Origin of the sequence: Stenotrophomonas sepilia (genome assembly GCF_003244875.1) — a bacterium.
GTDB classification, from domain to species: domain Bacteria; phylum Pseudomonadota; class Gammaproteobacteria; order Xanthomonadales; family Xanthomonadaceae; genus Stenotrophomonas; species Stenotrophomonas sepilia.
This window is the reverse complement of sequence record NZ_LXXZ01000083.1, coordinates 41,765-56,167: the sequence shown is the minus strand read 5'-3', so window position 1 is coordinate 56,167 and position 14,403 is coordinate 41,765. Positions and strand designations below refer to the sequence as shown.

At 68.3% G+C, this 14,403-nt stretch carries 10 protein-coding genes; 3 read left to right on the top strand and 7 right to left on the bottom strand.

What is annotated here, in order from left to right; translation table 11 throughout:
- Positions 1-6 precede the first annotated feature (6 nt).
- Together A7X97_RS17045 and waaA are read right to left on the bottom strand one after the other, a co-directional pair.
- A complete protein-coding gene (locus A7X97_RS17045; protein ID WP_088497409.1) occupies positions 7-1,257 on the bottom strand; it encodes an amino acid transporter in 1,251 nt (416 codons plus the stop codon).
- 223 nt (positions 1,258-1,480) lie between these two features.
- Entirely contained in the window at positions 1,481-2,779 is a 1,299-nt protein-coding gene (waaA, locus tag A7X97_RS17040) for a lipid IV(A) 3-deoxy-D-manno-octulosonic acid transferase (RefSeq protein WP_065178339.1), read from the bottom strand.
- Positions 2,780-2,839: 60 nt separating this feature from the next.
- Between waaA and A7X97_RS17035 the strand changes: the two genes are divergently transcribed.
- Positions 2,840-3,757, top strand: coding sequence for an LpxL/LpxP family Kdo(2)-lipid IV(A) lauroyl/palmitoleoyl acyltransferase (locus tag A7X97_RS17035; RefSeq protein WP_061479569.1), 918 nt, complete (start codon positions 2,840-2,842; stop codon positions 3,755-3,757).
- Between the two features lie 108 nt (positions 3,758-3,865).
- On the opposite strand, the gene A7X97_RS17030 is transcribed toward A7X97_RS17035, so the two are convergent.
- The 4 genes from A7X97_RS17030 to A7X97_RS17015 form a co-directional block, all read right to left on the bottom strand.
- On the bottom strand, positions 3,866-4,315 hold the full coding sequence (locus A7X97_RS17030; RefSeq protein WP_072167598.1) for an REP-associated tyrosine transposase: 450 nt from the start codon (positions 4,313-4,315) through the stop codon (positions 3,866-3,868).
- Positions 4,316-4,465: 150 nt separating this feature from the next.
- Positions 4,466-5,797: an O-antigen ligase family protein gene (locus A7X97_RS17025; RefSeq protein WP_072167599.1), complete on the bottom strand. Its 1,332-nt coding sequence runs from the start codon at positions 5,795-5,797 to the stop codon at positions 4,466-4,468.
- On the bottom strand, positions 5,778-6,893 hold the full coding sequence (locus tag A7X97_RS17020) for a glycosyltransferase (RefSeq protein WP_061479571.1): 1,116 nt from the start codon (positions 6,891-6,893) through the stop codon (positions 5,778-5,780). The genes A7X97_RS17025 and A7X97_RS17020 overlap by 20 nt, the downstream gene beginning before the upstream one ends.
- Positions 6,894-6,908: 15 nt before the next feature.
- Positions 6,909-7,106: a zinc-finger domain-containing protein gene (locus tag A7X97_RS17015; protein ID WP_005410967.1), complete on the bottom strand. Its 198-nt coding sequence runs from the start codon at positions 7,104-7,106 to the stop codon at positions 6,909-6,911.
- Between the two features lie 418 nt (positions 7,107-7,524).
- On the opposite strand from A7X97_RS17015, the gene A7X97_RS17010 reads away from it, so the two are divergent.
- Positions 7,525-10,869: a GH92 family glycosyl hydrolase gene (locus A7X97_RS17010; RefSeq protein WP_072167600.1), complete on the top strand. Its 3,345-nt coding sequence runs from the start codon at positions 7,525-7,527 to the stop codon at positions 10,867-10,869.
- Entirely contained in the window at positions 10,866-11,609 is a 744-nt protein-coding gene (locus A7X97_RS17005; RefSeq protein WP_088497408.1) for a basic secretory protein-like protein, read from the top strand. The genes A7X97_RS17010 and A7X97_RS17005 overlap by 4 nt, the downstream gene beginning before the upstream one ends.
- A 351-nt stretch (positions 11,610-11,960) precedes the next feature.
- Here the strand turns inward: A7X97_RS17005 and A7X97_RS17000 are convergent, their stop codons facing one another.
- Entirely contained in the window at positions 11,961-14,252 is a 2,292-nt protein-coding gene (locus tag A7X97_RS17000; RefSeq protein ID WP_005419150.1) for an NADP-dependent malic enzyme, read from the bottom strand.
- Positions 14,253-14,403: the final 151 nt, after the last annotated feature.

Sequence of the window (14,403 nt, the reverse complement as noted above, 5' to 3'; positions counted from 1 at the left end):
GAACCGTCAGCCCGGCCACGCGCGCAGGCGTTCCAACGCCGCAAGCACGCACAGCGCGGCTGCCAAAGGGGCCAGCATCGACATCATCAGCCCGCAGCCGGCTGCGCCTTGCCGGGTGTCATCCCGACGCCGCCGCAGCACCGCCAGGCACAGCGCCGCCATCACCGCCAGCGTTGCCGGACCCGGCAGCGCCGGCAAGGTGCCCTGCGGCAGCCACAACACCAGCATCACCGCCGGCAGCGCAACCACCATTGCGCTCAGGCGCGTGCGGGATCGTCCCGCCGCGTCAGCTGCGCGGAGCCACAACGATGTGGCCAACCGGACGGCCAGCATCAGCAGCACCAACTGCAGGGCGGCCAGGCCCGCTGCCCCGGCCAGGGGCAACAATGGCAGCATCCACTGCAGCTCGGGGTGCACCTGCAGCGCCACCGCCAGTGGCCGGGTACTGGCGAGCGCGGAAAACTCGACCAGCCCGGCCTGCAATGCTGCCAGCACGATCAGCAGCAGCATCGCCAGCAACGAGACCAGCGCCAGCACCGCCGGCTGCCACATCGCGCCCTGGCGGCGCAGCGCAGGAAAGCCCAGTGCCAGGCCCACGCTGGCAAATATGCCCAGCAGCGGCACCGCAGCCGCCAGCACGCCCCCCAGCCCGAAGCGATACGGCGCGGTCGCCGGAGGCAGCCAGGGAATCCAATGCCCGTAGTGCACGTGACGTGCCGCCAGCGCCAGCAGCAACACCCCCACACCGATCTTCACCGTCAGCAGCGCACAGGCCGCCAGGGCCACACCCCGCGGCGGCAGCAACGCGAGCGCGCTCAACGTCAGCAGGCCCACGGCCGCCGCTATCTGCACGGGCAGCCAGTCGTTGGCATGGAGGCCTCCGGTAGCCAGCACCGCATGTACATGGCGGGCCATGGACTGTGCCGCGCCCGCTGTGGTCGCCGTCAGCTCAAGCAACAGGATCGTGCCCAGAACGACGGCCACCCGTGGCCCCCAGCTGGCGGCCAGCAGCCCGTACAGGCCATCGGCCGCCGGCAGTCGCAGCACCAGATCCTGCAGGCAGCACAGCACCAGGCCAGCCCCCAGTGCGGCCAGCAACAGGCTCAGTACGATGGCGGGGCCCGCCTGTGCCGCCGTGTGCTGGCCCACCAGCGCGATCACGCTGCCGCCCACCAGCAGCGTCAGTGCCACCACAGCCAGGTGGTCCATCCCCAAGCGCGCCCCACCGGTGCCGTCCCTGCCCCTGTCGCCGTCCATCGCAAGTTCCCTTGATATCCGCCCAAGCGCGGTCGACAGCAGGCTGGCAGCCTGCGTCGTCCTGCGGAATCGGAATCGGTGCTGCGTGCGCCACGATGTGATGGCAGGCACGCTGCCATCGGCAGGGTCGGTCCAGCAACGACAGAAAAATCGTCGCTAAGCAGAATTGATGAAGTTGATCACGACAACGCAGCGCAGCGCCGCCGACGCCGCAACGCCGGGATCACTCGCGTGGCGGTGGCAGGTGCGGTGCGACCAGCGCAAGCGTGCGCTGCAGCGCGCCACGGCCATTGCTGACCAACGTGCAGCCCGCACGCGCCATGTCTTCGCGGGCCTGCGCATCTTCAAGCAGATGCTGCAGCAGGTCGCCCACCGCCTGCGCATCTTCGCCGATCAGCAGCGCACCGGCCTCGCGCATGCGCCGGGAGATTTCCGCGAAGTTGTGCAGGTGCGGGCCGGTCACCGCCGCGGTTCCCATCGCAGCGGGCTCCAGCAGGTTGTGGCCACCGATGGCCTGCAGGCTGCCGCCGACGAAGGCGACCTGGGCGCAGGCGTAGAACGGCATCAGCTCGCCGAGGGTATCGATGACGAACACGTCTGTGGCGGCGTGCGGCCACTGGTCCACGCGGCGGGTCGCCACGCTCCAGCCCTGTTCGCGCGCCAGCGCTTCCACCTTGGGGAAACGTTCGGGATGGCGCGGTGCCCACAGCAGCAGCAGATCCGGATGCTGCTGGCGCAGGCGGCGGTGCAGGTCGATCACCGCCTGCTCTTCGCCGTCATGGGTACTGGCGGCGATCCATACCGGGCGCGCGCCCGGCACCCGTGCATGGAACTGTTCGACGAAGCCCTGCACGTCCGGCGTGGTGATGTCGAACTTCAGGTTGCCCAGTGCCTGCACCTGGCCGGGCTCCGCCCCCAGCTGCACGAAGCGCTCGGCATCGTCCTGCGACTGCGCGGCCACGCAGGTGACGGTGCGCAGGGCGCGGCGGATCAATGCGGCCAGCAGCCGGTAGCCGCGCAGCGAACGCGCCGACAAGCGGGCATTGAGGATGTAGACCGGAACACCACGGTCACGGCAGCCGAACAGCATGTTCGGCCACAACTCGGTTTCCAGGATCAGCGCCAGGCTGGGCTGGAAATGGCCGAGGAAGCGGTTGACGCTGCCCGGCACGTCGTACGGCAGGTAGACATGGTCCAGCGCGTCGCCCCAGAGCGCACGCACGCGCTCGGAGCCGGTCGGAGTGATGGTGGTGATGACCCAGCGGATGTCCGGGCGCTGCTGGCGCAGGGCATTGACCAGCGGCGCGGCGGCATTGACCTCGCCCACCGAGACCGCGTGCAGCCACACCCGTGGCTGGCCGGTCGGCTGCGGATAGGAGGCGTAGCGTTCGTCCCAGCGCCGGAAGTACTCACGGACCCGGAAACCGCGCCAGACCAGGTGGTACACGGTGATCGGCAGCAGGATATAGAGCACGACCGAGTACAGGCCGCGCAGGATCCATTCGACAGGGTCTTTACGCATGCGGCAAGGATACGGGAGCCCCCCGGGAAAGACACGCGGCCGCCTTGGTAGAATGGCCCCATGTCAGATGCCTCCACCGCCGTCCGCCCGTCGCTGCGCGATCCGCGCAACTGGCCGATGTTCGCCGCCATGTTCGGCGCCTTCGCCATCGCCCGCCTGCCGTGGATGCTGCAGCGCGCGCTGGGCCGGGGCGTCGGCTGGATCACCTGGCGCCTGCTCGGCAGCCGCCGCCGCGCCGCCGAGGTCAACCTGCAGCTGTGCTTCCCCGAGAAGGACGAAGCGTGGCGGCAGCGCCTGGTGCGCGACAGTTTCGATGCGCTGGGCGTCGGCGTGTTCGAGTGCATCCGCGCCTGGTGGGGCAGCATCGACAGCATCCGCCCGCAGGTACGGGTCGAAGGCCTGGAACACCTGCGGCAGATGCAGGCCGAAGGCCGCGGCGTCCTGCTGGTCTCCGGCCACTTCATGACCCTGGAGATGTGCGGCCGCCTGCTGTGCGACTACGTCGATCTTTCCGGCATGTACCGCAAGCACAAGAACCCGGTGTACGAGTGGGCGGTCAAGTTCGGCCGCCTGCGCTATGCCAAGGCGATGTTCGCCAACGAGGACATCCGCGCGACCGTGCGCCACCTGAAGAAGGGCGGTTTCCTCTGGTACGCGCCAGACCAGGACATGCGAGGCAAGGACACGGTATTCGTGCCGTTCTTCGGCCACACCGCTTCGACCATCACCGCCACCCATCAGCTGGCGCGCATGACCGGCTGTGCGGTGATTCCGTACTTCCACCGGCGCGAAGGCGGAAAGTACTTCCTGAAGATCGGCGCGCCGCTGGAGAACTTCCCCAGCGAGGATGTGGAAGCCGATACCACCCGGGTCAACCAGGCCATCGAAGCGATGGTGCGAGAGGCTCCCGACCAGTACCTGTGGATCCACCGCCGCTTCAAGCGCCAGCCCGGCGGCCGGAGTGATTTCTACAAATAGCGGTGCGGCGGGAGGGTTTCATCCACGCATGGCGTGGATTTGATGACGCGGAGCATTCTGAAGTAGATCCACGCCTTGCGTGGATGCTCTACATCCGGATGGCGGCACCTACAACGGCCAACGGCACCATGCGTGCGGGTACTCACCCAACGTGCTGGCCAGGCCCGCACGGACCGGATTGGCCATGATGTACATCGCCTTCTCATGAAGGGATTCATCGCTGCGTACGGCGTGATCGTGGTAACCGCGCTGCCACAGCGGCCCTTGTCGCTCCAATCGCCGGTTCAACAGACGGCTGCTGCGTGATTTGAGCAGGGCCATACACTCGGCCAGGGTTCCTCCGCGCAGCTCCATCAGCCAGTGCAGATGGTCGGGCATGACCACCCAGGCGAGGCTATGGCTGAAGCCCTTGCGCTCTACGAAGCGCAGTGTGTCGATAAGGATCGCAACGTTTGCCGCATCGGCGAACAACGGTTCGCGGCCGAGGGTTGCTGTGGTCAATGAGTACACGTTGCCGGATCGGGAATACCGACCGTAGCGAAGTCTGGGGCTGGCCATGCCTCCAGCGTGCGATACGCATGGAAACACCGGTAGTGGTGGTTGACCGGTATTCGCGTCGGGAATGCTCCATCCACGCATGGCGTGGATCTACCAAAGCACGCTCCGTTCGGTACATGCAGTAGAGCCGCGCCATGCGTGGATGGACGATCAGAGCACCGTCGGCGTGTCGTCCGCGTCCCGCGCCAGCAGGCTGCCGGCGAACAGGGCTGCCAGCAGCACCGTCAGGCCACCCCAGAAAGCGGAATAGAACGCCAGGTGCGTATTGAGCGGGAACACCGTGACCGCCAGCGCCAGCATCGCCGGCCGGGCGCGATCACGCGCAGCCGCCGGGGCATAGCGCCAGGCCCGCCAGGCCTGCGCCACCGCCGCCAACCACAGCAGCAGGCCCAGAACGCCGGTCTCGGCAAGGATTTCCAGCACGATCTGGTGGGCGTGCAACGCCGGTTGGTTGCCCCACACGGCGGGGCCCTCATCTGACACGCAGGCCGGATACGCATCGCGGAAGCCGCGCGCACCGACACCGTTGACCGGATGCTCCTCGATCATGCACACCGCCGCGGTCCAGATGCGCGCGCGCCCCGAAAGCGCCTCGTCAACGCCCTGCCCGTCTTCGTTCCATGCCTGCGCCGTGCGCGCGACACGCTCGCGCAGCTGCGGCACGCCCGCTGTCAGTGCGGCCGTACCCAGCGCTGCCACCAGGGCCAGCAGCAGCAGCCGCTTCCAGCCGAACTGGCGCACGCCGCTGTAGGCCAGCACCAGCACGAAGGTGATCCACGAGGCGCGCGAACCTGCCAGCAGCAGCACGCACCCCAGTGTTGCAGCGGCCAGCAGCCACCCTGCATTGCCGAAACGCCGCGCCATCGGCAGCAGCAGGAACGGTGACAGGCTGGCCAGCACCTGGCCGAATTTCAGATTGCAGGGCCCAAGCGCGCCACTGAGGCGGTCGGCCAGTGCGGCTTCGTCGGCCGGGCACAACGCGTGGCCACTCACGGCCAGCTTCAGGTGTTCCAGCGACCAGAACCACGGGCTGGTGCCAGCCAGCGCCTGCACCAGCGCGTCCAGCGTCCACACGCCGGTGATCAGCGCCAGGCCACCGAAGGTCAAGCGCCGCCGTTCCGGCGTGGCCACCGCGATCGCCACCAGCCACATGAAGGGCAGGTAGCGCAGTCCGGCGGCCGCCTTGGTCCACGAGGCCGAAGGGTCGATCGCATCGATGGCCGAAATCGCCTGCGGCAGCCAGTAGCCGAGGAACAGGATCGAGGTCAGCGCCCACGCCGCCGTGCTCAACAGGTGCGGGCGGCGCTGCAGCCGGCGCATCACCATGCGCGCGGCAGCATAGACCGCGCCAAGGCCCAGCACGGTTTCGGCAATGCCCGGCAGCGGCCACATCGCCACGTACGCCAGCACCCACCAGGGCGCCCAGCGCCCGGCACGGTCGTCGCGCACGATGGCAGCGGGGTCAGCCGGCGAGATCGGCATAGAGGCGGAGGGTGTCGCGCTGCATGGCCTGCAGGGTAAACGGGATGCGGGTCGGCAGGGACGGCGGCTGCGCCAGCAGGGCCAGCGCACGTTCACCCAGCGCGTGCGCGTCGCCCAGCGGCACCGCACCGCTGGGCTGCAGCTGCTGCAGCAGTTCGCCGACGCCACCGTGGTCCCAGCCCAGCACCGGGCGGCCGACCGACAGCGCCTCGAGCACGGTGCGGCCAAAGGCTTCCGGCTTGTCCGACAGCTGCAGCACCAGATCGCTGGCGGCGTAGGCCTGGGCGATGCGGACGGTAGGCGTGCTGATCTGTACGGCCTCGGCCACGCCCAGCGCCGCGGCCTGGCGGCGCAGGCCAGCCACGTAGGCCTCGCGCCCGGGTTCGTCGGTGCCCAGCATCCACAGCTGGGCAGGCACGCCGGCGGCACGCACGTCGGCCAGCAGCTGCAGCGCGTGGGCGTGGCCCTTCAGCCGGGTGCCGCGCCCCGGCAGCAGCAGCAGCGGGCCCTCAACCTGCGCCAGCCAAGGGTAGTCGGCCGCCAGGGCCAGCCGCGGGCGGCGGTCGGCGCGCGCCACGCGCGGGAACTGGTTGACGTCGACACCTCTCGGTACGACCCGCAGTTTTTCTTCCGGCACCGTCGGGTAATGGCGTTGCACGTAGGCACGCACGGTGTTGGACACGCAGATCACGCGTTCGCCACTGGTCATCACCGCGCTGTAGCGGCTGGGCGAGTTCAACCCGTGCACGGTGGTCACCCAATGCGGGCGCTGTGCGGCGGGCATGGCGCGGATCGCGTACAGGCCCAACCAGGCCGGCAGCCGCGAACGGGCATGCACGATGTCCGCACCAACTTCGGCAAACAGCCGGCGCAGGGTCGGCAGATGGCGCAGGGTCAGCAGCGACTTGCGGCCGATATCCAGGGTGAGGTGCTCGGCACCGCTGTCCAGCAGCGGCTGCACCAGGCGGCCGCCGGCAGACACCACCAGCGCGCGATGGCCGGCGGCAACCAGGGCCGCAGCGATTTCCAGGGTCGAGCGCTCGACACCACCGGAGTGCAGCGCCGGCAGCAACTGCACCACGGTCAATCGGCGCATCGAAGGGGCCGCCGTTTAGTCGGCCAGCACGAACACGGACCCGCAGTACGGGCACTGCGCTTCGCCGTTGGGCTCGTCCTCGATCGGCAGGTACACGCGCGGATGCGAGTTCCACAGCGCCATTTCCGGGGTCGGGCAGCTCAACGGCAGATCGCTGCGGTGCACGGTGTAGCGCTTCTCGGCGTTGGCGGGCGCGGTGGCGGTATGGCTCATGGCGGATTCGGTGAACGGGTTGCGAGGCCTGTGATTCTAGCATCTGGGCCGCAACGACATTGCCCCGCAACGGGCCTTTGCACGCCGCCGACGATGCCTCGCATCTCCCCGCCGCACGCCGGGCGGCGGTGATTCCGGGGATTTCGCGGTCGTTCCGGCAGGTTCGCTCGCCAGAATCGGCTCCAGCGATATTTCCCGCATTTGGATCGAACTAAATGGCACTTGCCAGCGCGCGGCGGCTGTTGCAGGATCGGGCCAGGTCGCACCTCGACCCACCCAATCCAACCCGATCGCATGGCCCGCCCCCACCGGACCGGCATCGCCTCTTCCACTGCCAGCCTGGCGGGCGGAGCGATGCTGTCCGTGGTGTCCGCCGATGCGGGTTCGCCCGCCGCCAGCCCTTCCGGGAGACCCTTGCATGACCCTGTCCGATCCGCGCCGCGCCCTGCTTCCGCTCGCCCTGGCCCTGGCCTGTGCGACCACTGCGATGCCGGCGCGGGCGCAGGGGCTGCAGACCTCGTTCGAACCGGGCGAACCTGTCCCGGCGCAGGCCACCGGTGCGCTTCAGGTCACGATCGGCAATGGACCGGCCGCGCCCTACGCCGCCAAGCGCAATGCCGGCTACAGCGGCCTGCATGCGCTGCGCTACAGCAGCGAAGGCGGCAGCGCGCGGCGCGAACTGTTCAAGGCCGACCTGCCCATCGAGGCCGATACCACGCTGTCGTGGCTGGTGCTGCCGGAAATCGTCGGCAAGGACACCGTCGCCTCGACCTATGTATCGCTGGACCTGCTGCTGGACGATGGCAGCCGCGTTTCGGCCGGTGCGGCACGCGACCAGCATGGCGTGGCGATCGGCGCGCGCGCGCAGGGCGAATCGAAGACGCTGTACCCGCAACAGTGGGCCCGCAAGGCGGTGCGGCTGGGCGACGTGCCCACGCTGAAGGGCCGCCGCGTGGTGGCGATCGAGCTGGAGGTGGCCAGCGCCGAGGGTGCGCCGGTCTCTGGCTGGATTGATGACGTGCGCCTGGATGCCCAACCGCGGCAGCGGCCGCAGCGCGTCTCCGACTGGGTGCTGACCACCCGCGGCACCCAGGCCAACGGCACCTTCTCGCGCGGCAACAATTTCCCGGCCACGGCGGTGCCGCACGGGTTCAACTTCTGGACCCCGGTGACCGACGCCGGCGCACTGAACTGGCTGTACCGCTGGAACGAACAGAACGATGCGCAGAACCGCCCGCAGCTGCAGGCACTGGCACTGAGCCACCAGCCCAGCCCGTGGATGGGCGACCGCCAGACCTTCCAGGTGATGCCCTCGGCCAGCCGTGGCGTGCCGGACGCCGACCGCCGCAAGCGCGCGCTGTCGTTCGACCGCGGTCATGAAAGCGCGCGCCCCTACCGCTACGACGTGCGCTTCGACAATGGCATCGCTGCTGCCATCGCACCGACCGACCATGCCGCGCTGTTCCGCTTCCAGTTCCCCGAGGGCGGCGACGCCAACCTGCTGTTCGACAATGTCGATGCGCGTGGCGGCCTGACCCTGGACACGGCCACGCAGACCCTCAGCGGCTACACCGATACGCGCAGTGGCCTGTCCAACGGCGCCAGCCGCATGTACGTGGTGGCCAGCTTCGACAAGCCGTGGCGCAGCAGCGGCCGCCTCGACACCGGCCGCCCGACCGGTTACATCAAGTTCGATGCCGGCAGCGACCGGCAGGTGACGATGCGTATCGCCACCTCGCTGATCTCGGTGGAACAGGCGCGTCACAACCTGGCGCTGGAAATCGCCGCCGCCGACACGCTGGAAAGCGTGGCCGGCCGTGCGCAGGATGCATGGGACGCGCGCCTGGCCCGCTTCGACATCGGCGATGCCACTGACGACCAGAAGACCACCTTGTATTCCAGCCTGTACCGGCTGTACCTGTATCCCAACTCCGGCCACGAGAATGCCGGCAGCGCGGCCGCGCCTGACTGGCGCTACGCCAACCAGGCCAGCGCCAGCGACGACAACACCGAGGGCAGCGCGAACCGCAGCTTCACCGGCGTGCGCGATGGCAAGGTATTCGTCAACAACGGCTTCTGGGACACCTTCCGCACTACCTGGCCAGCCTATGCGCTGTTCACGCCCGACGATGCCGGGCAGATGGTGCAGGGCTTCATCGAGCAGTACCGTGCCGGTGGCTGGATCGCACGCTGGTCGTCGCCGGGCTACGCCGACCTGATGGTCGGCACCAGTTCGGACGTGGCCTTCGCCGATGCGTGGCTGAAGGGCATCGGCGGCTTCGATCCGGCCGAGGCCTACGCCGCCGCGCTGAAGAACGCGACCGTGGTACCCCCCGACCGCCATGTCGGCCGCAAGGGCATGGACCGTTCGACCTTCCGTGGCTACGCCAGCGCGGACGTGCACGAAGGCATGTCGTGGACGATGGAAGGCGCACTGAATGACTTCGGCATCGCCAACATGGCCGAGGCCCTGGCCAAGCGCGCGACCACGGCGGCGGCACGCGAGCGTTACAGCACCGAGGCCGACTACTTCCGCCATCGCGCCGCCAGCTACGCGACGATGTTCGATCCGGCCGCCGGCTTCTTCCAGGGCCGCAAGGCCGATGGCCAGTGGCGCGTGGACGCCAGGGCCTACGACCCGCGCGTGTGGGGCCACGACTACACCGAATCCAATGGCTGGACCTTCGCCTTCACCGCCGCCCACGATGGCGAAGGACTCGCCGCGCTCTATGGTGGCCGTGACAAGCTGGCAGCGAAGCTGGATGCCTTCTTCTCCACCCCGGAAACCGCCGACCCCGCGTTTGCCGGATCCTACGGCGGCACCATCCACGAGATGACCGAAGCGCGCGATGTGCGCATGGGCATGTACGCGCACAGCAACCAGCCGGCGCACCACATCCCATGGATGTACCTGTACGCCGGGCAGCCGTGGAAGACCCAGCAGCACGTGCGCGAGATCCTGTCGCGGCTGTATGTGGGCAGCGAGATCGGCCAGGGCTATCCGGGCGACGAGGACAACGGCGAGACCTCCGCGTGGTACGTGCTGGCTTCGCTGGGCCTGTATCCGCTGCGCATGGGCGCCCCGGAGTACGTGATCGGTTCACCGGCGTTCGAACATGCGAGGGTGGAACTGCAGGGCGGTGCGGTGCTGACCGTGAACGCGGCCAACAACTCACGCGAGAACGTCTACGTGCAGTCGCTGAAGATCAATGGCAAGCCGTGGACGAAGACCTGGGTGCCGCACGAGCTGATCGCCAAGGGCGCGACGCTGGACTTCGTGATGGGGCCGCAGCCGTCGCGCTGGGGCAGCGGCGTGGACGATGTGCCGCGCTCGCTGACCGCGCGGGGCCAGCGCCCGCAGCTGCTGCACGACCTGCTCGGCAGTGGCGCCAAGGCGACGCTGGCCGATGGTCGCGCCCTGCCAGCGCTGGTCGACGACGATGCCGCCACGACCGTCGGCCTGGGCGGCGGCGCAACCATCGCACTGACCGGCCTGGGCGACGGCGTGCCGACCATGTACACGCTCACCAGCGGTGACGGCCGCATCCAGGGCGGCGAATGGACGCTGGAAGCGCGCAGCGGCAACGGCCGCTGGATCGTGCTCGACCAGCGCAGCGGCGAAGCCTTCGAGTCTGCCCGCCAGACCCGACCGTTCCACATCGCCAAACCCGGTCGTTACAGCGAGTATCGGCTGCGCCTGGCCGCACCGGGCCGGCTGCCGCTGGCGGAGATCGAACTGTTGGCGCCCAGCGCCGTACAATGAGCCCCATGCGCTACCGTCTGCTGCCTCTGGCCCTTGTTGCCCTTTCCTTCTCCAGCTTCGGCCAGACCCAGGCCTTTGATGCGCAGCTGATCCGCGACGGCGTGACGCTGAACTACCAGGACGCCCGTGGCGCCCTGGCCGCGCCGCAGCGCAAGCGGGTGATCGATACGTTCTACTTCGCCTACCTGCGCGAACGTGCGGACTTCCACCCGGCCGCGCCGTCGATGGTGCGCATCGTGATCGACCCGGCCTACACCGGGATCGCCTTCGTCGGTGACAAGGACCAGGCCGCAACGATCACCATCAACCCGGGTTGGCTGGCGCAGCACCCCAACGACATCGACGTGGTCACCCATGAGGCCATGCACATCGTGCAGGGCTATCCGGGCTATGGCGACGCACGGGTGCCGGGTTGGCTGGTGGAGGGCATCGCCGACTACGCACGCGACCGCTACGGCATGGACAATGCCGCCGCGGGCTGGGCACTTCCGGGCAAGGTCGAGAAGGGGCAGAACTTCGACAGCGGCTACCGTGTCACCGGTGCGTTCCTGAAATGGGCCGACGCCGAACATCCAGGCCTGGTGCTGGCACTGGACAAGGCCCTGCGCGACGGCCGCTATGCACCGGCGCTGTGGCAGAAGCACACCGGCAAGGCACTGCCGGCGCTGTGGGCGCAGTACGCCAAGCCGCGTTCCGACGCTCCGCCGCCGGCCCCTGCACGCCGCGGCAAGCGGCGCTGACGCCCACGCTGTCGCCGGCGCCTCAGCGCGACTGCACGAAACCGGCGTACAGCGCGAACAGCTGCTGGAAGTACCGCCGCGTCACTCGATTGCGCATGACACCCTCGCCGATGGGAAGTTGGTCGGGCCCAGGGTGGGAAGGCCGGTCCGGTCCCTTCCCACGGCCGGGCCGCGTGGGCGTATTGGGCCGCAGCGGCGTTGCAGGGAAATGACCGGGTTGCGTAGCGCGTGTGGCACAGCCCGGGGTAGAACCGGCCGCTGGCCGGCTGTCGTCGTGTATCTGGACATGATTGAGGTTGCCGGCCAGCGGCCGGCACTACCCGTTTCCGCAGCTGTCGCTGGAAAGAAGGCTTATGCCTTCTTTTCCGCTTCCAGCTGCTTCCTGATCTGCGCATCGACCGCCGCAATGGCGGTCATGTTCAGGATCCGGCGCGAGGTCGCGCTGGTGGTCAGGATGTGCACCGGCTTGTTCACGCCCATCAGGATCGGACCGATCGCCACGCCGTCGGTGAACACGCGCACCAGGTTGTAGGCGATGTTGGCCGCTTCCAGGTTCGGCAGCACGAACAGGTTGGCGCGGCCCTGCAGGGTCGAGCCCGGCAGCAGCTTCTGGCGCAGCGCTTCATCCCATGCGGTGTCGCCCTGCATTTCGCCATCCACGTTCAGGCGCGGGTTGCGCTTGAGCAGCAGCTCGCGCACCTGGCGCATCTTCAGCGCATCCTTCGAATCATGGCTGCCGAAGTTGGAGTGTGACAGCAGCGCCACCTTCGGCTCGATGCCGAACAGCTTCATGCGATAGGCCGCCTGCAGGGTCGCCTCGCACAGCTGCTCGGCGGTCGGGTCTTCCTGCACGTGGGTATCGACGAAGAAGAACACGCCCTGCTGGTTGATCACGCCGGTCATCGCCGAGGTCGAGGTGACCTTCGGCTCCAGCGGCAGCACGCTGCGCACGTAGCCCAGCTTCTTGTGGAAGCGGCCGACGATGCCGGTCAGCATCGCATCGGCTTCGCCACGGGCGACCATCACCGCTGCGATCAGGGTCGGGCGCGAACGCATCAGGTTCTTCGCCGCGGCCACGGTCACGCCGCGACGGCCGGTCAGGCCGTGGTAGTACTGCCAGTATTCGTTGAAGCGCGGGTCGTCGTTGATGTTGGTGACTTCAACGTTCTCGCCGATCTTCAGGCGCAGGCCGAGGCGCTCGATGCGCGACTCGATCACTTCCGGGCGACCGATCAGGATCGGATGCGCCAGGCCGTCATCGACCACGTTCTGCACTGCCTGCAGCACCACTTCCTCTTCGCCCTCGGCGTACACCACGCGCTGCTTGTCGCTGCGCGCGCGGTCGTACACCGGCTTCATCATCAGGCTGGTGCGGTAGACGAACTGGGCCAGCTTGTCGCGGTAGGCGCCCATGTCCTCGATCGGGCGCGAGGCCACGCCCGAATCCATCGCGGCCTGGGCCACGGCGGCCGACAGTTCCACCAGCAGGCGGCGGTCGAACGGGCGCGGGATCAGGTATTCACGGCCGAAGCTCGGGGTCTCGCCGCCGTAGGCCGAGCCCATGTCGGTGGCTGCACGGCGTGCCAGTGCAGCGATGGCGCGCACGCAGGCGATCTTCATTTCCTCGTTGATCGCGGTGGCGCCCACGTCCAGCGCACCACGGAACAGGTAGGGGAAGCACAGCACGTTGTTGACCTGGTTCGGGTAGTCCGAACGGCCGGTGCCGATGATCGCGTCCGGACGCGCAGCGCGCGCCACCTCCGGCATAATTTCCGGGGTCGGGTTGGCCAGCGCGAAGATCACCGGATCCGGCGCCATGGTCTTGACCATGTCGGCGGTCAGGATGCCCGGTGCCGACAGGCCCAGGAAAATGTCCGCGCCGTCGACGATCTCGGCCAGGGTGCGCTTGTCGGTGTCGCGCGCATAGCGCTGCTTTTCCGGGTCCAGGTCGGTACGACCGGTGTGGATCACGCCCTCGCGATCGAAGGCCAGGATGTTCTCCGGCTTCAGGCCCAGCTGCACCAGCATGTTCACGCAGGAAATGCCGGCCGCGCCCATGCCCGTGGTCGCCAGCTTCACTTCCTCGATCTTCTTGCCGGTGATCGCCATCGCGTTGAGCACGGCCGCGCCGACGATGATCGCCGTGCCGTGCTGGTCGTCATGGAATACCGGGATCTTCATGCGCTCGCGCAGCTTGCGCTCGACCACGAAGCATTCCGGCGCCTTGATGTCCTCCAGGTTGATGCCGCCGAAGGTCGGTTCCAGCGAGGCGATGATGTCGACCAGCTTGTCCGGGTCGGTCTCATCCACTTCGATGTCGAACACATCGATGCCGGCGAACTTCTGGAACAGCACGCCCTTGCCTTCCATCACCGGCTTGCCGGCCAGCGCGCCGATGTTGCCCAGGCCCAGCACCGCGGTGCCGTTGGAGATCACCGCCACCAGGTTGCCGCGGGCGGTCAGCTCGCTGGCCTGCTGCGGGTCGGCCTTGATCGCTTCACAGGCGTACGCCACGCCCGGCGAATACGCCAGCGACAGGTCGCGCTGGGTCAGCATGGGCTTGGTAGCGGAAACCTTGATCTTTCCCGGCGGGGACATCCGGTGGTAATCGAGGGCGGCCTGTTTGAAATCTTCGTTGGACATCGATGTGGGTTACATGAATGGGCAGAAGGGACAGGGGATGATACCCCCGTTGGAGCGTCCGGACCTGTCGCAATCCTGTCGCAAGCATGCTGCGACCGCACAATTCCGTGCCGTATGCGACGGTACCGCGATACCAGCTTCGGCGCTGCCC